The organism is Solwaraspora sp. WMMD792, assembly GCF_029626105.1.
Classification (GTDB): Bacteria; Actinomycetota; Actinomycetes; order Mycobacteriales; family Micromonosporaceae; genus Micromonospora_E.
In genome coordinates this window covers 2,313,576-2,334,581 of record NZ_JARUBH010000009.1, presented here as the reverse complement: position 1 = coordinate 2,334,581, position 21,006 = coordinate 2,313,576, and the positions used below count along the sequence as shown (strand labels likewise).

Genomic DNA, 21,006 nt, shown 5'->3' with positions numbered 1-21,006 from the left:
ACTGGTCAGGACCGCTGAGCCCGCGACCGGAGGGTGGACGATGGCTGTCTACACCTTGCCCGACATGCCGTACGACTACGGTGCCCTCGAACCCGCCATGTCGGGGGAGATCCTCGAGCTGCACCACGGCAAGCACCATGCCGCGTACGTCAAAGGCAGCAACGACGCTCTCGACCAGCTCGCCGAGGCGCGCGACAAGGGTGACTTCTCGACGTTGGTCGGCCTGGAGAAGACCTTCGCGTTCAACCTCTCCGGCCACGTACTGCACTCGATCTTCTGGAAGAACCTGTCGCCCGACGGCGGTGACCGTCCGGACGGCGAGTTGTCCGCCGCGATCGACGAGCACTTCGGCTCGTTCGAGGCGTTCGCCGGGCAGCTCTCCACGGCCACCAAGGGGGTGCAGGGCTCGGGCTGGGGCGTACTCGCCTGGGAACCGATGAGCCGTCGGCTGATCGTCGAGCAGATCTACGACCACCATGGCAACGTCGGCCAGGCCACTACTCCGGTCCTGGTCTTCGACGCCTGGGAACACGCCTACTACCTGCAGTACCGCAATGTCCGTCCGGACTACGTCGACCGTCTGTGGGATCTGGTCGACTGGAGCGACGTCGCGGCCCGATTCGCCGCCGCCAGCACGGCAGGCAGCCCGATCGACCTGCCATGAGCGGCGGCGACAGCCGGGCCTTCGCCGAGTCGGCGTTCATGGCCGCGCAGCGCGCCGCCGGGTTCATCGCCGCCCGCCAGCGCGGCGATCACGACGGCGCAGCGGCGCTGCTGGCGGAGTTCCCCGACGAGGCGACCCGGACCGGCGGCTTCTGCCTGCTGGCCGAGTTGGCGTTGGCGCTGGTCCGGGTGCAGACCGGGCAGAGCATGGACGACCTGGTGCAGGAACTGTCCCTGCACCTGGCAGCCACGGTGGCCGACCCACCGTCCGAGCCACCAGCGGCGGCCTGACCAGCCACCAGATCAGGTCAGACCGCCCCGGTGGACCCGTTGTTGCTGACGATCGGGGTGCCGGGCGGGTCGTCCGGCGAGGCGAGGCTGCCGTCGCTGTCCGCGGCGAGCAGGTCGGCTCGGGCAGCGCCACGCTGCCGACGCGCGCCGACCAGCGGCCGGTGCGGCTCGCAGAGCGCGGCCAGCTCGTCGACCAGATCGTCCGGCCGGCCGTACGGGTCGAGCAGATGCACGTGCACCGGGTCCAGCGCCGGCACCGGGACCTGGGAGATCAGCGGGTGCAGTGGCCGGTTGTCCGGCTCGCCGGCACCGAGCAGGTCCTCGTGCAGCTTCTCGCCGGGGCGCAGCCCGGTGTAGATGATCCTGACCGGATTGTCGTACTGCTCGGCGATGCTGCGGGCGACGTCGGCGATCCGTACCGGATCACCCATGTCGAGCACCAGTGACTCGCCGTCGCGGCCGATCGCGGCTGCCTGGATGACCAGTTGCACCGCTTCCTGGATGGTCATGAAGTACCGGGTCACGTCCGGGTCGGTGACGGTGATCGGCTTGCCGGCCGCCGCCTGGGCGAGGAACGCGTGCAGCACCGAGCCGCGGCTGCCGAGCACGTTGCCAAACCGGACACTGAGGAACGTACCCTGGTTGGCGCCGGCCGCGAAGGCGGTGAGCCGCTCGGTGATCCGCTTGGAGAAGCCGAGCACACTGGTCGGGTCGGCGGCCTTGTCGGTGGAGATGTTCACGAAACGCTCCACACCGGATGCGGCTTCCAACAGGGTCTGGGTGCCCCACACGTTGGTCTTCACGGCCTCACCCGGGTGACGTTCCAGCAGCGTGAGATGTTTGAGCGCGGCGGCGTGGAAGACCACCTCGGGGCGACGGGCGCGCATGATCTGCCGGATCGTGTCGCTGTCGCGCAGATCGGCGAGGATCAGGTCCGGGCTGTCCAGCAGTGCCCGGCCGCGCAACGACAGTTGTACGGCGTGCAGCGCGGACTCGTCGCGGTCGAGCATCATCAGCTCACCGGGCTGGAACCGCTGGATCTGTCGGCACAGCTCGGAGCCGATCGAGCCGCCGGCCCCGGTGACCAGCACCCGTTTGCCGGTCAGATAGCCGGCGATCGAGTCGAGGTCGGTGTCGATCTGGTGCCGACCGAGCAGGTCACTGAAGTCGGGGTCGCGCAGGTCGGTGACGGCCGGCTCGTTCTCCAGCAGTTCGCCGACCGACGGGACCACTTTGAACCGGGCACCGGCCTGGTTCGCGAGGTGGCGCACTTCCCGGATCAGCGCGGCGTCGGCGTTGGCGACCGCGGCGACGACGGTGGTGGCACCGGTACGGGCGGCGACGGCCGGGATGTCCTGTCGGCTGCCCAGTACCGGTACCCCGCTGAGCCGTAGCTGCCGTTTCGCCGGGTCGTCGTCGAGCAGCCCCACCGGCAGGTACCGCCCGCTCGGCTCGTCCAGCATCGCCCGGAGCAGCGACTGGCCGGCGGCGCCGGCACCGAACAGCAGCACCCGCTGGATGTCTCGGCCGGCGGGTCGGCGGCGCCGCTGTCGGTGCAGCCGGCGCAGGTAGCGGACGCCGAGCATCTGGACGAGCGCCAGGCAGCCACCGACCAGCGGTGCGCTGGCCGGCACCGGCCGTTGTGGTGCGGCGAGGTCGAGCAGCAGCAGCAGGAGCATGGTGGCCAGCACGCAGCGGGATACCACCCACACCTCGTCGAAGCTGCCCAGCCGGTACCGGTCCCGGTACAGGTAGTTGAGGTGACCGGCCACCGTGTGCAGCACGATCGCGGCCAGTGTGACCAGGAGCAGACCGTTGAGGTGTGTTCCGGCGAGGGCGAACTCGTAGCGGGTCCAGACGGCGACGATCAGGCCGGCGCACCAGGCGCCGAGGTCCACCAGCCACATCGGTGCGACGGCGCGTTCCCGGTTGCGGCGGGTGGTGGTGTCAGCGGCTCGGGTCGATGTCTGCATTCCAGCCCCGTTCAGTCGGCGTGCGGGCCTCCGCCGGGTGCGGCCGGCGGTGCCTGCGGTCTCGTTCACTCCGGATGGGTAGCGCGGCAATGACACTATTTGACCAGAAAACCCCTTTTGCCAGTGCAGATTGGTACAAGATGGTGCTGACCATGACGGAGCAGTATTTTTGGGAGGCCGTACCGATGGAACTGCGTGACTACTTCGACGCGGTGCGGAAGCGATGGTTCTGGGTACTCGCCGCCGTGACCGTCGCGGTCGGCGCCGCCGTGCTGATCAATGTCCGGACCACCCCGCAGTACGCCACCTCGGTCACCTTCTTCGTCTCCACCTCCAGCAGCCAGGGGGTGACCGACGCATACCAGGGCGGACTCTTCTCCCAGCAGCGGGTCAAGTCCTACAGCGGCCTGCTCACCAGCAGCCGGCTCGCCGAGACCGTGGTCGACCGGCACAGTCTCGGCCTGACCGCCGGGGAGGTGCAGTCACGGGTCAGCGCCCGCCCGGTGCCGGATACGGTCCTGCTGCAGGCGACGGTGACCGACAGCTCACCGAACCGTTCGGAGCAGGTCGCCGAGGCGATCGTCGCTGAGTTCGTCCGCCTGGTCCAGCAACTGGAGACCTCCCCGGGCGCCGACCGGCCGGCGATCAAGGTCGAGGTGATCGCCGGCCCGCTGCTCAACCCGGCGCCGGTCTCGCCGCAACCGGTGCGCAACATCAGCCTGGGCCTGTTCCTCGGGCTGCTCAGCGGGGTCGGCCTGGCGCTGCTGCGCGGGATGCTCGACAACACCGTGCGCACGGTCGATCAGCTGCGCGACGTCACCGCGACCGGGGTGGTCGGCACGATCCCGTTGGACAACGCGGCCCGGCGCGACCCGCTGATCATCGGCCGGCAGGCGCACTCGCCACGGGCCGAGGCGTTCCGCCAACTGCGGACCAACCTGCAGTTCGCCGACGTCGACAAGCCGGTGCGCAGCCTGGTGGTGACCAGTGCGATGCCCGAGGAGGGCAAGACCACCACCGCGACGAACCTGGCATTGACCTTCGCCGAGGCGGGCAACTCCGTGCTGCTGGTGGAGGCGGACCTGCGCCGGCCTCAGGCCACCTCCTACCTGAACATGGAGGGCGCGGTCGGGCTGACGAACGTGCTCGCTGGGCAGGCCGAGCTCGACGACGTACTGCAACCATGGGGGGACAGCGGCATGACGCTGCTGCCCAGTGGCTTCATCCCGCCGAATCCGAGCGAGCTGCTCGGCTCACAGCAGATGGCGGACCTGCTCGCCACGCTGCGCGCCCGGTTCGACGTGGTCATCGTGGACACCGCGCCGCTGGTGCCGGTCACCGACGCGGCGCCGATCGCCGCCCAGGTGGACGGCGTGATCGTGGTGGGACGGTGCGCCAAGACCACCGAGACGCACCTGCGGGCGGCGGTCGCCGCGCTACGCGCGGTGGACGCTCGGCTGCTCGGCTGCGTGTTGAACATGACGCCACACCGCAGTGGTGCCTACAACTACTACTACCACGAGCACGGCCGTCGGCGTCGGTCCGCGAACCCGGCCGGTCCGGCCCGGCAGCGTCAGGCGGTCGCGGTTCCCGACACCACGAAGGCCGCCGAGGATCAGGCGACGGCGGACGTTGGCGTACCGGTCAAGACTTCGTGATGACGTCCAGCAGGATGTCGATGGTCTGGTCGATCTGGCCGGCGCACATCCGGAAGTCCCCGACCGGCCGCAGCACCGGGTCGGCGAGGTCGTCCTGCTCAGCGGAGACCGGCTGTACCCGGCTGCGGGCGGCCGCCGCGGCGGCCACCAGCGACCTGGCCCGGCCGGCGGCGTCGGGTGCGGAGGTAGCCGGTGGCAGGAGTGCAGCCTGGGCCAGCCGTCCGAACTGGCGGACGGTGAAGGTGCGGGTCAGCGCGGCCGGGGCCAGCGCGACGCAGTACGCCCGGTGCCGGCGGCTGGCGGTCAGCACCAGATCCGCGCGGGTCAGCATGGCGGCATCCACCTGCCGGCTGGCGAACCCGTCCGGATCAGCCTGGCGTTCTCGCAGGACCTGCTCGGTATACGGATGCATCGGCCGGCCGGTCAGCGCTTCGATGCCGGCGCTGTACGCGGCGACGTCGGCCCGGTCCGCGCCCAGCCGGGTCTGCACGGCGTACCGGGTCAGCCGTTCAGCCAGCGGCGAGCGGCAGATGTTCGCCCGGCATACGAACAGGATGGTGAACCGATCAGTGGTCATCAACGCCAGCCAATCCGATGTCTACGCGACCGGCCGCCGGACCGCGCCGGCCAGTCGGTCGCAGCCACCGACCCGGCCACGACCAGGTCAGCCTAGCCCGCGACCAGGACATTTCTCCGGAGCCGCGCGATGACCCAGCAGATCTACCTGTCCCCGCCGGACGTCGGCGTGCTCGAAGAGGAGTTCCTGGTCCGGACGCTGCGCTCCGGCTGGGTCGCCCCGTCCGGCCCGGAGGTGGACGCCTTCGAACAGGAGATGGCCCGACGGGTCGGCGTCGCTCACGCGGTCGCGGTCAACTCGGCGACCGCCGGCCTGCACCTGGCCCTGCTGGCACTCGGGGTCGGGCCGGGACAGGCGGTGGCGGTACCCACCCTGACCTTCGTCGCCACCGCAAATGCCATCGTCTACACCGGTGCCCAGCCGGTCTTCGTCGACTGCGACCCACGGACCGGCAACGTCGACGTCGATCTGCTGGCCGAAGCGCTGACCCGGCGGGAGCCCGGTCAGCCGCCGGTACGCGCGGTGGTGCCGGTCGACATGTTCGGCCGCTGCGCCGACTACGACAAGATCGTCCCGTTGTGCGCGGCGTACGGCCTGCCGGTCGTGGAGGACGCGGCGGAGGCGCTCGGTGCCGGCCTGCACGGTCGTCCCGCCGGCGGCTTCGGCCAGGCCGGGGTCTTCTCCTTCAACGGAAACAAGATCATGACGACCTCGGGGGGCGGGATGGTGGTCACCGACGACGAGGCGATTGCCCACCGGTGCCGCTACCTGGCCAGCCAGGCACGCCAGCCGGTGGCGCACTACGAACACACCGACATCGGCTACAACTACCGGCTGAGTAACCTGCTCGCCGCGCTGGGCCGGGCACAACTGCACCGTCTCGACTCGATGGTCGCCCACCGCCGGGAGACCCGCCAGCGGTACGCGAAGACCTTCGCCGGCGTTCCGGGGGTGCGCCTGCTCGGCGATCTCGGTGACGAGGCGGACCTCGGCGGCAACGCCTGGCTCACGGTGATCATCGTGGAGCCGGCCGAGGCCGGCTGGGACGCCGCCGAACTGAGCCGCTACCTCGCTGATCAGCGGATCGAGACCAGGCCGGTCTGGAAACCGATGCACCGGCAGCCGGTCTTCGCCGCCGCGCCGCGGATCCTCACCGGGGCGGCGGACCGGCTCTTCGCGACCGGACTGGCCCTGCCCAGCGGCTCGTCGTTGACCGACGAGCAGATCGGCCGGGTGCTCGCGGCGATCGAGGCGTTCCTCGACGGACACCGGATCGGCCGATGAGCGCCCGGGACCTGGTGATCGTCGGCTGCGGTGGGCACGGCCGTGAGGTGTTCGGCATCGTCGAGGCCGTCAACCGGGCCGGTCCGGCACCGGCGTGGCGGGTGATCGGATTCGTCGACGACGATCCCAGCCCGGCCAACAAGGACCGCCTCGACCGGCTCGGTGCCGTGCTGCTCGGCGCCGTGGACTGGCTGACCGGGCAGGGCGACCCGCCGGCGTACGTGATCGGGATCGGCCTGCCGGCGTACCGCCGGGCGGTAGGCCGGCGGATCGAGGCCGCCCGGCCGGCGGCGGAACCGCTGGTTGCCGCCACCCTGATCCATCCCAGCGCCACGGTCGGTCTGGACAGCCGGATCGGCGCGGGTTCGGTGCTGTTCGCCGGTGCCCGAGTGACCACCAACGTGACACTCGGCCGGCACGTGCACATCAACCAGAACGGCGTGGTCGGCCACGACACGACCGTCGCGGACTACGGCACGGTCGGACCGCTGGCGGCTGTTTCCGGATCCTGCACGTTGGACGAGGCCGTCCTGGTGGGGACGACCGCGGCGGTTCTTCAGGGCCGCCGGGTCGGGGCCGCAGCCACGGTCGGTGCCGGCGCGTGCGTCGTGCGTGACGTGCTGCCCGGCGCGGTGGTCAAGGGGGTGCCCGCCCGATGAAGGTCCGTTGGCGGTCGCGACGGGTACCGCCGGTATCGAGGGAGGCGTCAGACATGCGGGTGGTCGTGATACTCAAGACAGCCGAGGGCGGCCGGTGGATCGTGCCCCAGGTCGAGGAGCTGCGTCGGCGCGGCAACGAGGTGACGGTCGTGCTGCCTGCCGGTCCGGGCCGGTTGCGCGAACAGTTGTACCGGGCCGGGGTGCCGATGATCGACTCGCCGTTCCGGTTTCGGTTCCGTCCGACGTTGGCCACGGCCGTGCAGCTGTGGTCGCTGCGTCGGCTGCTGCGTCGGCTGCGGCCGGACGTGGTGCACTACCACCACTACCACGCGGCGCTGGCGGTCCGGTTGAGCCTGCTCGGGCTCGACGTCGCCAGGGTCTTCATGGTGCCCGGTCCGCTCTTTCTGGAGTCGACACCGATCCGCACTGCGGAGCGCCTCCTGACCCGGCTGGACGACCTCGTGATCGCCGGCAGCACGCACACCGCCGACCTCTACCGGTCGATGGGCCGTCGTGGTGACGCGCTGGCGGCCGTGCCGTACGGGGTGGACACCCGGCTGTTCCGCCCGTCGGACGCCGCCACCCGGGCCGCCGCACGTCGCCGGCTGGGTCTACCGGCAGACGTCTTCGTGGCGGTCATGGTGGCGTACGTGTACGCACCCAAGTCGATGGTGCACCGGGGGACCGGTATCAAGGGTCACGACGTGCTACTCGCGGCGTGGCGGTCGTTCGCCCGGGACTGTCCCCGCTCCCGGCTGATCCTGGTCGGTGGGGGTTGGGACGCGTCCGGTGAGGAGCACCGGCGGGACCTGCTACGACGTTTCGACGTGACGGCCGATCCGACCGTCGACTGGTTCGCCGGCGTCATCGACGTACGGCAGTATTACGCTGCGGCTGATGTCAGTGTCAGCCCGTCGCGGTCGGAGAACCACGGAGCGGCGCTGGAAGCCGGAGCCTGCGGGGTGCCCTCTGTCGTGTCCGACGCCGGCGGACTGCCGGAGACAGTCAACCGGGACAGTGGTTGGGTGGTCCCGACCGGTGACGTCGAGGCACTCGCCGCCGCGCTGCGCGGCGCATACGCGGAGTTCCGGTCCGGTCGGCTCGCCCGGCGTTCACCAGCGGCACGGGAACACATCCAGCGGCGGTTCGACAGCGGTGACTGTGCCCGGGCGGTGGCCGACCTGGTCGAGACGATCGGCGGGCGCCAGCCGGTGTCTCGCCGCCGGTCGGCCGCAGCGCCGGTCGGCTGACCGGCGCGGACCGCTGCCGACCGGCGCCGCGCCGGCACCTGACTCTGACTACCGCCTTGTTGGGAGCACAGTGGAGATCTCGCCAGGTTCCGCGATGGGCACCGTCGCGGTCAGTACCCAGACCCGGTTCCAACGCACACCGGACGGCGCCGTGTGGACGGTGATCGGGCCGGCGCACGGCTTCTGGACCCGGTACCTGTCGGCCTTCGACCGGGTCCGACTGCTGGCTGAGGTCACCGACGTACCGCTACCGCCGACCGGCGCCGCCCGGGTGGACGGCGCGGGAGTGGAAGTCTGGCCGCTGCCGTGCGGTCGCGGGCCCCGCGGCCTGCTGCCGGGTCGTGCGGCGCTGCGCAGGTCGTTGCGGTACGGGGTAGACGACGTCGATGCCGTCATCCTGCGGAGCCCGTCACCAGCCGCCAACCTGCTCGCACCGATCCTGCGGCGCTCGCACCGTGGCTACGCGGTCGAGGTCGTGGCGGACCCGCAGGACATGTTCGACGGCCCGGTGGCGACGTACCCGGTGCGCCGCTGGCGCGCTCACCGGGCGGCGCGCCAGCTGCTGGAGCAGTGTCGGGACGCTACCGCCGTGGCCTACACCACCGGGGCATCGCTGCAGCTGCGATGTCCGCCGGGTCCGCACACCGTCGCCGCCGACTACCCGGACGTCGACCTGCGGGCCGACGCGTTCGTCTGCGAGCCACGTGAACCGGCGGCGTCCGGCGGTCCGGTGACACTGATCTCGGCCGGGACGCTCGACCGCTCCCGGCACGGCGTCGACGTCGTCCTGGCGGCGATGCGTCGGCTGGCAGATGACGGCATCCGGGCGGACCTGGTCCACCTGGGCGACGGCCGGTCCCGGCCGCAGCTCGAACGCCGCGCGGCCCGGCTGGGACTGACCGACCGGGTCGTCCTCGCCGGTGAGCGTCCCGCCTCCGAGATCCGGTCCTGGCTGGACGCCGCCGACGTGTTCGTGTCGCCGACTCCCGCCGACGCGCACTCCCCGGTAGTGGTCGAGGCGATGGCCCGGGGCCTGCCGGTGGTCGCCGTCGCGTCGGTGGGCCCGCCGGACCTGTTCGAGGCGGACTGTCTGGTCAGCACCGGTGATCCGGCGACGCTGGCCGAGGTGGTCCGGCGGCTGCTGACCCAGCCGCAGCGGATGGTCGAGGTGGCGGCGGCCGGTCTGGTCCGGTCCCGCGGCTACCGCACCGAGCTCGTGGCGCCCCGGCGGGCGATGTTCTACCGTGTCGTCCGGATGGCCGGTCGCCCGATGCCGGTGGCACCGGCGGCCCGGGCGCGGGAACACGCCCCGACGAGCTGACCGCGTCAGCGGCCCGCCGCTCAGGTAGGCGGCGGGCCGGTCACAGCAGTTCCGTGCCGGCGGTGGCGGCCAGCCTCCGGCGGGTGTCCAGCACCAGTGGCGCATCGCTGAGCAGGGAGTAGTCGATGCCGTCGTGGTCGGTCAGCACGACCACCGCGTCAGCGGCTTCGACCTGGTCGACGGTGAGTGGCACCGCCCGTACGAAGGCTGGCATCTGCTCCGGGCGCAGGTGTGGGTCGACGACGTGCACCTGCGCGCCGGCCAGGTGCAGCAGTTCGGCGACGCGGACAGCCGGGGACTCGCGACAGTCGCCACTGTTGCGCTTGTACGCCAGCCCGATGAGCAGCACCCGCGCGCCCCGCAACGCCCGGCTGCGCCGGTTCATCGCGCTGGTCAACCGTTCCACGACGTACATCGGCATGTAGTTGTTCACGTCGTTGGCGAGTTCGACGAACCGGAAGTTGCGGCCGAGGGTCCGCTTGACCTCCCAGGACAGGTAGGACGGGTCGACCGGCAGGCAGTGTCCACCGACGCCCGGGCCGGGGGTGAACCGTAGGAAGCCGAACGGCTTGGTGCTGGCGGCGTCGATCGCCTCCCAGATGTCGATGCCCAGCATGTGCGCGTACACTGCCAGCTCATTGACCAGGGCGATGTTGACGTGTCGGAAGGTGTTCTCCAGCAGTTTGGTGGTCTCGGCCTCCCGGGTGCCGGCGACCGGCACGGTCCGGTCCACCAGACCGTCGTAGAAGGCCTGCACCGACCGCAACGACTCGGGGGTGATCCCGGAGACCACCTTCGGAGTGTTGACGAAGGTCCATTCGCGGTTGCCCGGGTCGATGCGCTCCGGGCTGTACCCGAGGTGGAAGTCGAGCCCGGCCTGCAGACCGCTGCCTTTTTCCAACAGCGGCCGGAGAAACTCGTCGGTGGTGCCGGGGTAGGTCGTCGACTCCAGGATCACCGTCGCGCCGGGAGTGAGCTGCTCGGCGAGCGACCGGGCCGCCTGCTCGATGTACCGCAGGTCGGGTGCGCCGTCACGCAACGGCGTCGGCACGGTGATCACCGCGGTGTCAAATCCTGCGGCTGCGGCGTAGTCGGTGGTCGCGGTGTAGCGGCCGCTGCCCAATGCGGCGTGCAGCTCGGCGTCGGTGACATCCTCGACGTACGAGATGCCCGCGCGCAGCATCCGGATCCGCTCGGCGTCGGTGTCCAGCCCGACGACCAGGTGTCCGACCGCTACGGCGCGCATCGCCACGGGCAGGCCGACGTACCCCTGGCCGACGATCACCACCGGTGTGTTCGCCATGTCTCCCACTTTCTAAAACCTAATAACCGACATAAGCATTCAAGCATCCCAAGCTGTCCCTATACCCCCAAATCCGGTTTTGCCGGGTCGGCTGAAATTCGCTCGTGCCGGCGTGCGGCCTGCCCGACAATCGCCCGATGACAGCGACCACCGAGATTCCGTCACTTCCTGCTGGATACACCCAGCGGCCCGCCGGGCCCGATGACGCACCCGCCGTCTTCCAGTTGATCGCCACCTGCAACACGGCGGTCATCGGCCGACCCGACTACACCCTCGACGAAGTCGCTGACGAACTCGCCGAACCGGACTTCGACCCGACGCGGGACGGTTGGCTGGTGCAGGACCCGGGTGGCGGGACGGTCGGCTGGGGTTGGGCGTGCCGCAAGGGGAGTAGCGACACCATCGACATCGATGCGTACCATCTCGACACCGAGCCGGCGGTCGGCGACTGGCTCTGGTACCAGGCCCAACGTCGCGCCGTCGCGATCGCCGCCGAACTGGGCCATTCCCGGGCCGTGCTGGACGTCGGCTGCTACCGGGAGGACACCGCCACGGCCGGACGGCTGGCCGAGCTCGGCTTCTCGGTGGCGACCGTGTTCAACCGCCTGTTCGTCCCGCACGACGCGGCGAGCCCGAGGGCCGACCCCGGGGAACCCGACGGTGTGCGGATCCGCAGTACCGGTGACGATCCCGAGGTCCGTCACCAGGCATGGACGGTGCACCAGGCCGCCTTCGCCGACCACTTCGGTTTCGCGGCCAAGGCCTACCCCGACTGGGTCCGGCATCTCGAGTCGCACAGTGACCACGACTGGTCGCTGGGTGAGGTCGCATACCTGGACGGCGTCCCGGCCGCGATCGTGTTGCGGTCGCATGCCTTCGTGGCCGACGAGCAGAGCGGCTACATACGGCTGCTCGCGGTCCGACCTGAATGGCAGGGGCGTGGCCTGGGTCGCCTACTGCTGCGCCGGGCGTTCGCCGCCGACGCCGCCGACCAGCGGCGGGGCACCTTCCTGCACGTCGATACCGACCCCCGGCGGCCGGCGCTGCGCCTGTACCTTTCCGAGGGCATGCGGCCGGTGCAGATCATCGACGCTTGGCGACGGACCGTCCCGGTGACGCCCTGACCGGGTGACGTACCCGACTCGACAGGCTGGACCCGGCTCACCGCTCGGCCGCCAGCGCGGCCACCGTCCGCCGCATGGCCTGCTCGAACAGCTCCCCGTCGACGACGGCCAGCGACGCGGTCATCGACACCACGACCAGCGTGGTGTCGACCTGTATGACAGCCAGTGCGGTCGTCGCGGTGACCCGTCCGGCACCGCGGCCCAGCGTCCGTACCAGATCCATCCGCCAGGCGCGGTCGCCGACGGCCGGCGCCGCGCGGGGCAGCGACTGGACCCGTAGCCCGGATCGTCCGTCGGTGAACTCCCGACAGGCCGCGCCGGCCCGTTCGACCGCGGCGAAGACCATCTCCACCGGCCGCGTCGAGGACATCGCGTCCGGCCGGTACGACACGACGTCGATCTGCAGGGTGGTCCGGCCGAGCCCACCGCCGCCCGGTGCGGCAAGCGTCGCGTAACGCGCCACGCCCCGCCCGGTACGTCCGGCGGCCGCCCGGCGCAGATAGTCGTTGACGATCGATGGCTGACAGCCGGCCGGTCGGCTCCCGGCCGGTGGTGGTGCCGGGAGCGGATCCGCCCGCCACGCCGGGCCGAGCACGGGCTCGACGGCTCGGGCGGCCCGGTCCGCCGCGGTCGTGTCGATCGGGACGGGACCGGCGGTCCTCGGGCCATCCGGACGGGCACGGCGGGCGCGGTCCAGATCGGATCCGCCGCGCGGGTCGGAACCGCTGTCCGGGACGGCGGGCGACGGCTGGACCAGCAGCGGCGCGGCGAGATTCGGCGCGGCCGCGGTGCCCACCGGGAAGGCCAGCAGACCGGCGACTACTCCGGCCAACATCGCCGGGACGGCAGCTGTGCCCCGCGATCCGGCCGCGCCGGGCCGTCCAGCGGTCAGCGCCGGCAGCAGGCCGGCCAGGACCAGCAGAGCGGGTGCCAGTGCGGCGCCGGCGACCAGCCGATCTCCCGCGGCGGGTGCCAGGTGCCACAGGACGGACGCCCCGGCCTGGCCCCCCGCACCGGCGACCACCCCGGCGGCTGGCACGGCGCACCACGCCACTGCCCGGGCGCCGCGCGTTCCGCCCGGGCCGCGACGTAATCCGACAGTCAGGACGGCGACGGCGGCGGCCAGCAGCAGCACGCGGGTCGTCGACCCGGCAAGCGGGCCGGGCCCTGGTCCGGTGAACGCGGCCGCTGCGGCCAGTGCGGCGCTCACCGAGGCCAGTAGCCACGGCCAGCCGCGCAGCACGCTGCGGCGAGCGCTCTGGCCGGAGGCGATCCGGTCCAGTTCGGCGCGGACGAGCGGGTCGAACACCACCGGAACCAACGGCTGTCGGACCGCCGCCGCCGGCAGCACGACCGCCGCCCGCTGGCCGGGACCGGCGATGCTGTCCGTCCGATGGCCGCCGATCCGCAACCGGGGCCGGTGGGAACCGACCAAGCTGTGCTGCCGGCAGAGTTCCTCGAAACGCGCCTCGGCCGTCGGATGGGCCGGGGGTAACCGGGCGATCCAGCGTTGGGCGCGCACCGTCGTGACCAGCGTCCCGGCCAGACCACTGCCGAGCGCGATCGCCGCACCGGAGGCCATCAGGGCGCCGACGGCCCAGGTCACCTCGGTCAGGCACATCGTCTGATCGCTGGCCGAGGGCGGGCAACGGGTCAGCACGTCCAGGTACGCCAGCCCGATGGGACGGTACGCCAGGGCCAGCATCCCGCCGGTGGCCGCGCCGAGCGCGGCGAGTGCGACCGCGACCAACAGCAGCGGCCACGTCCGGCCACACCTGGGCGTCATACCGACGGACCCCCTTGACGTCCTCTTCTTGAAGGAAGAGGAATCCGGTCTGCTACATCCCCGGAGGGGTGCCACGACTGCAGCAACACACTGAACCCTTTCCACCCGATCAACCCGATGATCATGCCAACGGATGGGTTCCAGCGGGTTTGGCCATTTTCCACCGGAGTCCTGAAGACCGGAGCACTGGCCCGCTTACCGGTAGCCAGCTCATCCGTACCGGATCGTGTACCGAACGTAGCCATGATGGGGGATTCCGGCCCGCTGGTCCAGCGTGACCTGCGGAGACCGTCAGATGGGGTAGCCTCGGAAACACTGTGGAAGGCGGCGACGGGGTCAGCAAGCGGGCCGGTGATGAGCGGGTCGGTGACGCGCAGCGCAACCACGTCGTCGAGCTGCTCGCCCGGGCGCTCGGTGAGGGCTATCTGGACCTCACCGAGTACGAGCGGCGGCTGGTCGAGGCGACCGCGGCGACAACGTCAAGGGAGCTCGTCGCGCAACTGGCCGATCTGCCGCGGCGGTTCGACTGGGACCCTGGTACGCCGGTCGTCGGTTCGTCCGTCGCCGACCGGGCCCGAGCCCGGCGTACCTCTGCTGCGTTGATCATGGCCGTCGCGTCGTTGCCGTTCGCCGCCTGCTACGGCGCTGGCGCGGTACCGGCTGTCGCAGCGATCGCTCTGGCGGGTCCGGGTCGACGGGTTCCAGACCAGCGGGGCAGGGCGCTGGCAGCGATCGTGATCGGCTCGGTCGGCGTGGTCGGGTCCGTGCTGAGTGTCCTCCTGCTGCTCGTCGTCGGCTGATCGCCCGGCCGTCTCCCGGTAAAGTGCCATCTATGGGCCGGCTGGGTCCGGTCGTCGCGGACAGATGTGATCGTCGATGGCATGCGCCCGTCACGAACGGCCCGACATGTCGGGGTCCTCCTTGTTCTGCTGCTGTGTCTGACTGCCTGCAGCGCGACCAGCGCGAAATGCCGAAACAACAGTTGTACGGTCGCCGTCAAGACAACCGAAACTGCAAGCGTGGAGATTCTCGATCACCAGATGGAATTCCGGGATCTCGTCGCCGGATCGGTGACCGTGGTCTACGCCGGACAGCCCTATTACATCCCGGTCGGGCAGACGGCGGGGGTCGGTCCGTTGACCGTGACGGTGACCTCGGCGGAACCGGGTCGGGCGCAGCTGGTCATCGCCGCGGACCAGCACAGCGGCGCGGATGCCGCTCGTGGTCACCGTTGAACCCAGAGACGCAGTTCCTGTGGGTCGAGGCAGGCCAGTACCGCTTCATGCAGGATCATGCTGGCCGCCCGCGCCAAGGTGAGGTCGAACTGTCCGGTGCGGCCGTCGGGTAGCCGCAGCGCGACCGTGCCGGTACGCCGGTCCACGGCACAGCGCAGCGGTAGTTCGGCAGACCGGCCACCCGGCGATCGGACCAGGACCCGCAGCTCGACCACGCCGTCGGAGACCCGTCGATCGACCATGGGCCCGCTGGCTGGTGGGGCGGGTCGACCGGCCGGCTGAGGCCGGACGCGTGCCGCCGGTTGGCGCTGGGGACGCCGGGGCGGATCGCGTTCCGGACGGCAGGTCGGTGTCGTGGCGCGTCCGTTCGGTGGGCCCGGCACGGTCGCGGGCCTCGCCGCTCGGGCGGCACGCACGGGTTCGGGTGGTGGCCGCCGGTCGGCGCGGGGTGCCAGTTCGGGGCGGCCGAGCACCACGGTGTCCACGCCGGTGCCCTCCGCGCCGGTGACCCGGTACCGGACGGTGACCGCGGTGTCGGACAAGTTGAGCACCACTCCGGGCCGCCAGGCCCCGGTACGGTGGATCCAGATCGGATCACCTCGTCGGTACGCCGTCACGGTACCCGCCGCACCGGCTGGTGGCAGGCGCGAGCTGCGGCCCGTGCCGCTCACCGGAACTCGTACCGCATTATTGGGAACTGCCTCTGATCGCCGGGACAGGTCGTGACGTTGCTCGGCCGACGATACTTCCCCGGTGACCGGGCGCGGCAGGGGTCGATGCCTGGTGCCTATTCGGATATTGCGGACCAGGAGGTGGGGGATGCCGAGTCGCGTCGTCTTCCCGACGATCAGGGAAGATGTCGGGCGCTCCACCGGATATCGTGAGGCTCCTGCCGCGTTGCCGAGGACCTGATCGACAGGACTCGGTGTGAACGCGCTTTCGAGGCTCATGCACTGTCGCGTTTCTCCGAACCGCTGTGACCTCGCCGGTGGCGTGCGCCGATGTACCGGCCGATGGTTGATCGTGCGACCGGTACCGCCCCCGATGAAGTGGTCTGGCGACTCTCCGTGACGTTTCGTGGGTGCCTGACGCCGGTCAGGCGGAGTTCGCTGGTCGCGCGGCGTCGAGGGGGCGGGCGCGTACGGCATCGGCGGGCACGGGCGTGTAAACCAGCCTCCTAGGATGTTCTAGGGGCTGTGTGGGCGGCCATCCCCATCGGACACGAACGTCCATCAGCTACTCACCAAGGAAAGTGTCCGCAGTGGAACGTCAGAGCTGGATCGGCCGACCGGCGGCTGAGGTGCAGCGGCTGGGCGGGAGCGTTGCTCAACCACCCAGTAGACCGCGGTGCATCGCCGGGCCGGCCGTAGCGCCGCTGATCAGCGGCGTGCGGCGATGCCGTCCAGGAAGAGGGTGGTGCAGTCGGTGATGAGCCGGTTCAGCGAGTACTTGCCGCCCGGCCTGAACCATCGCACGGTGAGCCAAACCGCATCGCGGGTGAGCCGGTAGAAGGTTTTTGGGTCGATGTCGGAGCGCAGGGTGCCGTCCCGGCGTCCGGCGTCGATGACGGTGAGCCAGACGCTCTCCACCTCCTTGGCCACGCCCTTGAGATAGCCGAACCGGGGCAGGCCACGCAGGTAGTTCGCGTCGTTCTGGTAGATCTCGGTGGCGTGCGGGTGGCTGGCGGCGCACTCGAGCGAGGCCCGGATGAGTTGCCGCAGCTGGTCGTCCGGCCCGTCCGGCCCGTCGAGGATCTGCTGGTAGCGGGCGCGTAGGTCGGCGAGGTAGCTGGAGATGATCTCGTCGACCATCGCCTCTTTGGATTCGAAGTGGTGGTAGAGGCTACCGGACAGGATGCCCACGTCGTCGGCGATCTCGCGGACGGTCGTGCCGGCGACGCCTCGGCTGGCGAACAGCGCGCCAGCCCGGTGGAGTATGTGCTCTCGTCGGCTGCGGGAAGTCACCATTGTCTCCCTGGTCGTGTAGCGGTGAAGCGGACACTTGCTTGGCACCTTCCGCGACGAGCCGGCCTGGCGGATCCAGCCGGATTCGGCAGTCAACCATGGTGGCTCTCTGACCAATGTGATCGGTGACCGGGTGGTCATCTTGAGGGGCGGAGGAGGTACGTCCGTCAGTCTAGGACCCAGGCAAGACGATTAACCGTATGCGTCGCGACCTAGTCCAGTGTGTCCTGATCGGCGCTTGCGACGCTGTCCTGAGACTCAGGTGTACGGTCAGCATGGACGGTCGGATCCGGGCGGCGTCCGCCGCGACCGCGGATGGGCACGCCCGAGAAGTGCAGTCGCCGGTGCACGTAGCTGTACGACACGCCGAGCTCGGCGGCGATGCGCCGGATCGGCGCTCCGGCGAGGTACCGGCTGACGATCTGGGCGTTCGTCGGACGCTCGGCGGGCGGGGTGGCCGGCATGACTGCTCCCTGGCCGGTTCTGGACGGTGGTGTCGTTGCGGATGTCTCCCGGACGAAGCCGGAGGCTGGTCCGTCGTCACCATGTCCCGCCAGCGGGAGCGGAGGTTGACCGGCCGGGGTGTCAGATCAACGGCACCCGGGCCGACGGATCAGGCCGCCCGGTCCCGGCGGTGGCGGATGCTGGCCGCGCCGCCCCGGACGACCCGCAACCGTGTCGGGTTGGTCGCCGGTGGCTCGTCGTCGAGTTCGACGCGCCAGCGTGACCGGGTGCGGCCAGCGTCCCCCGGTGCCGTGTCCGGGTCGCCACCGCGTCGGCGCAGCGCCAGGATGAGCAGATATCCGGCGACGACCAGGCCGTGGCTGAGCAGCCGCGGATAGTCGACCCGCCCGGTGATCACGTCGTTGACCGACAGCAGCGCCAGCACCGCGACGAACGCGGTCAGGGTCGGCAGCATCCCGGCCGGCCGGGTGCGCCGGACGGCGATCCACACGAAGCCGGCGCCGAGTGCGACGTTCCAGGCCGCGGACTCGTGCCACAGGTGGTTGGGGGCGGTTCCACCGACCGGATCGGGCACATGCAGATGGCCGTCGGCGACGCCGCCGATCTGGGCGGCGCCGAGCAGGAACTGCGCGATTCCGAGCACGCCGAGGGCGTACCGCAGCAGCAGGGCGACCCGGGCCGCGGTCAGCCGTCGGGGTGGCGCGAGTGCGTCGAGCACCGACTCGTCGACGGTGCCGACCGGTTCCGGGCCGGTACGCCGGGCGAGGTTGGTGACCATGTCGGCGTCGGCGTACCAGGCCCGGCACCCGGCGCAGCCGGTCAGATGGTCCCGCGCCGCAGCCGACTCGGCGGCGTCGGTCTCCCCGTCGAGTTCGGCCGACAGCAGCTCACGAAAGTCCACGCACCCCACATGTCAATAGTCGGCCCGCCGGCCGGGACGGTTCCCACCGGGGTGGCGCCCGGCCGGGCAGGCGCCACCAGGCGGGTGGACTATGGCGGGGGAGGCTTCCCGGATACCCTTTCAGCCATGCCGCACGCCGCACCGGACGACGCCCAGATCACCCGTTGGGCCCTCGCGGCCCGCGACGGTGACCGGGCGGCCGCCACGTCGTTCGTCCGGGCCACCCAAGGTCAGGTGCAGAGGTTCCTCACCCATCTGGTGGACACCACCGAGGCGGAGGACCTCGCCCAGGAGACGTTCCTACGGGCGATGCGGTCGTTGCCGCGCTTCGCTGGGCGCTCAAGCGCGCGTACCTGGCTGCTGTCCATCGCCCGGCGGGTCGCCGTCGACCATATCCGCGCCGTCGTGGTGCGGCCCCGGGTCGCCGACCTGGCCGACTGGCAGGCGGTGGCCGAGGCCGCGGTCGCCGGCCCGCGCTTCGAGGAAGCTGTGGCGCTGCGTCAGCTGCTGGCCGGCCTGGCCGCCGAGCGCCGGGAGGCGTTCGTGGCGACCCAGGTGCTCGGGTTGAGCTACGCCGAGGCCGCCGAGGTCTGCGACTGCCCGGTCGGGACGATCCGGTCCCGGGTCGCTCGGGCCCGCGAGGACCTGGTCGCCGCGATGACGGAGTCGGGGCGGCAGTCCGGCCGGCAGCTACGAGCGATCAGCTGATCCCTCGTGCCCCTGTCCTGCGGGACCGAGTCGGCGGCGGCGTTCGTCCGCCAGTCCTGATGGTCTCGCGGCACCCGCCGGGCTGAACCCGGCGCGTTCGACCTCCCGCCGGCCGATGCCGGCTACCCCTGCGTGTCCGGGTCCTGCTGGCCCGGCCGTTCGTCGCGGGCTTGTTTCAGCGTCGACCTCTTGCGTTAACAAACGTGAAGTGCAAGGCTTCGTCAACACCAACGAAGACGTCGACGGAGGCCAGCATGCAGAAGGCCCACACCAGGTTGTGGCGTCACGCGGCGGTGATTGGCGTTGCGGTGATCCTGACTGCCGCCTGCTCGTCAGGCGGTGACACGGACACGGACAGTAGTCCATCGGATGGCACTGCCAACCGCGACGCCACCTTCCGCTTCGCAGACACCCTGCCAATCGACACCCTTGACCCACACAAATCACCCGGAGCCGGCAACAACGTCTGGCTCTTTCCCGTATATGACCGGCTCATCCACCTCAACTCGTCGGCCGAGCTCGTCCCCGGCCTGGCGACCGAATGGTCCTTTTCCGATGACGGCCGTACCCTGTCGCTGACCCTGCGGGAGAACGTCAGCTTCCACGACGGCACCGCGTTCGACGCCGCCGCCGTGCAAGCCAACATCGACCGGGCGAAGACGGTGGAGGGGTCGGCCGTCGCCAGCGAACTCGCCGTCATCGACTCGGTCGAGATCGTCGACGACACACACGTCGACCTCAAACTCAACGCCGTCAACAGTGCCCTGCCCTACATCCTGACCGACCGTGCCGGAGCCATCGCCAGCCCGGCGGCGTTCGACGCCGACCTGGCCCGTAACCCGGTCGGCACCGGGATGTACCGGGTCACCGAGTACCAGCCGAGCTCCAGCGCGACATACGAGCGCAACCCCGACTACTGGGACCCGGACGCGGCCGCCGCCGCCCGGATGGAGTTCACCAGCATCACCGACTCCCAGCAGCGGCTCAACGCGCTGCGGACCGACTCGATCGACGCCACCATCCTGGACGCGGCGAACGTCGCCGCTGCCGAGTCGGCCGGTCTGGTGGTGGACTCCGCCCCGGTGCTGCAGTTCTACCACCTGCAGCTCAACCTGTCCCGCGAGTACCTCGACGACGTGCGGGTACGGCAGGCGATCAACCACGCGATCAACCGTGACGACCTGGTCAGCGGGCTGCTGTTCGACCTCGGCGAACCGGCGGTCCAGCCGTTCCCGAGCGGATACTTCGCCCACGACGAGTCCGTCGCCGACCTGTACCCCTACGACCCGCAGCGGGCCCGGCAGCTGCTCGACGAGGCCGGCGTACCCGAGGGCCACACCCTGGAGTTCATCAACCAGAACGCCCCCGCGTACACCCAGCTGACCGAGGCGTTGCAGGCGCAGCTGGCGGAGGTGGGTCTCAACGTCGAGATCACCCAGACGGTCAACTTCGCCAACTCGTTCTACGTCGAAGGCCAGGGTGACGCCGGAGCGATCAACTGGACCGGCCGGCCGGATCCGTCACAGACGGTCGGACTGGTCTTCGCCGAGAACGGCTTCGCCAATCCCGGCAAGGTGACCACGCCGGCGGTGACGGCCCTCTACCAGGACCTGCTGGCCACCACCGACGAGACGCAGCGGCAGGAACTGGCCCGGCAACTGTCGGCCCAGATCACCACCGACGCCCTCGACGTCGTCCTCTACTTCCCGTACAGCAACGTCGCGTACAGCGACAAGGTGGTGGGCCTGGAGAACTGGCTCTCCGGCAAGCTGGAGTTCCCCGGCGTCGGCGTCGCCGACTGATCGTCGTCGTGCCGGGTGGGCGGCCGCGGCCGCCCACCCGGC

General features: G+C 70.7%; 20 protein-coding genes. 12 read left to right on the top strand and 8 right to left on the bottom strand.

The features are described 5' to 3' along the window. Positions 1–40 precede the first annotated feature (40 nt). Both O7629_RS12115 and O7629_RS12110 read left to right on the top strand, forming a co-directional pair. Entirely contained in the window at positions 41–664 is a 624-nt protein-coding gene (locus tag O7629_RS12115) for a superoxide dismutase (protein ID WP_278169243.1), read from the top strand. Next, on the top strand, positions 661–954 hold the full coding sequence (locus tag O7629_RS12110) for a superoxide dismutase (protein ID WP_278169242.1): 294 nt from the start codon (positions 661–663) through the stop codon (positions 952–954). Before O7629_RS12115 ends, O7629_RS12110 begins: the two co-directional genes overlap by 4 nt. A 17-nt stretch (positions 955–971) precedes the next feature. Here O7629_RS12110 and O7629_RS12105 read toward each other — a convergent pair whose 3' ends face one another. Further along, a complete protein-coding gene (locus tag O7629_RS12105) occupies positions 972–2,927 on the bottom strand; it encodes a polysaccharide biosynthesis protein (protein WP_278169241.1) in 1,956 nt (651 codons plus the stop codon). 152 nt (positions 2,928–3,079) lie between these two features. Between O7629_RS12105 and O7629_RS12100 the strand changes: the two genes are divergently transcribed. Beyond that, a complete protein-coding gene (locus O7629_RS12100; protein WP_278169240.1) occupies positions 3,080–4,585 on the top strand; it encodes a polysaccharide biosynthesis tyrosine autokinase in 1,506 nt (501 codons plus the stop codon). On the opposite strand, the gene O7629_RS12095 is transcribed toward O7629_RS12100, so the two are convergent. Beyond that, on the bottom strand, positions 4,572–5,162 hold the full coding sequence (locus tag O7629_RS12095; protein ID WP_278169239.1) for a low molecular weight phosphatase family protein: 591 nt from the start codon (positions 5,160–5,162) through the stop codon (positions 4,572–4,574). The genes O7629_RS12100 and O7629_RS12095 overlap by 14 nt on opposite strands. Positions 5,163–5,291: 129 nt before the next feature. Here O7629_RS12095 and O7629_RS12090 point away from each other — a divergent pair, with 129 nt between their 5' ends. The 4 genes from O7629_RS12090 (at position 5,292) to O7629_RS12075 (ending at position 9,676) form a co-directional block, all read left to right on the top strand. After that, the gene (locus O7629_RS12090) at positions 5,292–6,446 is read left to right on the top strand and encodes an aminotransferase class I/II-fold pyridoxal phosphate-dependent enzyme (protein ID WP_278169238.1); all 1,155 of its coding nucleotides are present in this window, start codon (positions 5,292–5,294) and stop codon (positions 6,444–6,446) included. Next, positions 6,443–7,105, top strand: coding sequence for a NeuD/PglB/VioB family sugar acetyltransferase (locus O7629_RS12085; protein ID WP_278169237.1), 663 nt, complete (start codon positions 6,443–6,445; stop codon positions 7,103–7,105). The genes O7629_RS12090 and O7629_RS12085 overlap by 4 nt, the downstream gene beginning before the upstream one ends. 53 nt (positions 7,106–7,158) lie before the next feature. Then, positions 7,159–8,355 carry a glycosyltransferase family 4 protein gene (locus O7629_RS12080; protein WP_278169236.1) on the top strand — a complete coding sequence of 399 codons (1,197 nt, stop codon included), beginning with the start codon at positions 7,159–7,161 and terminating at the stop codon, positions 8,353–8,355. Between the two features lie 94 nt (positions 8,356–8,449). Continuing rightward, a complete protein-coding gene (locus O7629_RS12075) occupies positions 8,450–9,676 on the top strand; it encodes a glycosyltransferase (protein WP_278169235.1) in 1,227 nt (408 codons plus the stop codon). Between the two features lie 40 nt (positions 9,677–9,716). Here O7629_RS12075 and O7629_RS12070 read toward each other — a convergent pair whose 3' ends face one another. Next, a complete protein-coding gene (locus O7629_RS12070; protein ID WP_278169233.1) occupies positions 9,717–10,979 on the bottom strand; it encodes a nucleotide sugar dehydrogenase in 1,263 nt (420 codons plus the stop codon). Between the two features lie 137 nt (positions 10,980–11,116). Between O7629_RS12070 and O7629_RS12065 the strand changes: the two genes are divergently transcribed. After that, complete coding sequence (locus O7629_RS12065) at positions 11,117–12,103, top strand: GNAT family N-acetyltransferase (protein WP_278169232.1); 987 nt, start codon at positions 11,117–11,119, stop codon at positions 12,101–12,103. 37 nt (positions 12,104–12,140) lie between these two features. On the opposite strand, the gene O7629_RS12060 is transcribed toward O7629_RS12065, so the two are convergent. After that, positions 12,141–13,889, bottom strand: a complete 1,749-nt coding sequence (locus O7629_RS12060) for a hypothetical protein (RefSeq protein WP_278169231.1) — start codon at positions 13,887–13,889, stop codon at positions 12,141–12,143. 317 nt (positions 13,890–14,206) lie between these two features. On the opposite strand from O7629_RS12060, the gene O7629_RS12055 reads away from it, so the two are divergent. After that, entirely contained in the window at positions 14,207–14,689 is a 483-nt protein-coding gene (locus O7629_RS12055) for a DUF1707 domain-containing protein (protein WP_278169229.1), read from the top strand. Between the two features lie 81 nt (positions 14,690–14,770). Next, entirely contained in the window at positions 14,771–15,124 is a 354-nt protein-coding gene (locus O7629_RS12050; protein WP_278169228.1) for a hypothetical protein, read from the top strand. Here the strand turns inward: O7629_RS12050 and O7629_RS12045 are convergent. The 4 genes from O7629_RS12045 to O7629_RS12030 all read right to left on the bottom strand — a co-directional run bounded on the left by O7629_RS12045 (position 15,115) and on the right by O7629_RS12030 (position 18,454). Next, positions 15,115–15,741, bottom strand: a complete 627-nt coding sequence (locus tag O7629_RS12045) for a hypothetical protein (RefSeq protein WP_278169227.1) — start codon at positions 15,739–15,741, stop codon at positions 15,115–15,117. The genes O7629_RS12050 and O7629_RS12045 overlap by 10 nt on opposite strands. A gap of 762 nt (positions 15,742–16,503) precedes the next feature. Beyond that, a complete protein-coding gene (locus tag O7629_RS12040) occupies positions 16,504–17,088 on the bottom strand; it encodes a TetR/AcrR family transcriptional regulator (RefSeq protein ID WP_158632114.1) in 585 nt (194 codons plus the stop codon). A gap of 212 nt (positions 17,089–17,300) precedes the next feature. After that, the gene (locus O7629_RS12035; RefSeq protein WP_278169225.1) at positions 17,301–17,552 is read right to left on the bottom strand and encodes a helix-turn-helix domain-containing protein; all 252 of its coding nucleotides are present in this window, start codon (positions 17,550–17,552) and stop codon (positions 17,301–17,303) included. A 149-nt stretch (positions 17,553–17,701) separates the two neighbouring features. Next, the gene (locus tag O7629_RS12030; protein WP_278169224.1) at positions 17,702–18,454 is read right to left on the bottom strand and encodes a zf-HC2 domain-containing protein; all 753 of its coding nucleotides are present in this window, start codon (positions 18,452–18,454) and stop codon (positions 17,702–17,704) included. Positions 18,455–18,580: 126 nt separating this feature from the next. On the opposite strand from O7629_RS12030, the gene O7629_RS12025 reads away from it, so the two are divergent. Then, entirely contained in the window at positions 18,581–19,162 is a 582-nt protein-coding gene (locus O7629_RS12025) for a sigma-70 family RNA polymerase sigma factor (RefSeq protein WP_278169223.1), read from the top strand. Between the two features lie 254 nt (positions 19,163–19,416). Next, entirely contained in the window at positions 19,417–20,964 is a 1,548-nt protein-coding gene (locus O7629_RS12020; protein WP_278169222.1) for an ABC transporter substrate-binding protein, read from the top strand. Positions 20,965–21,006 lie beyond the last annotated feature (42 nt).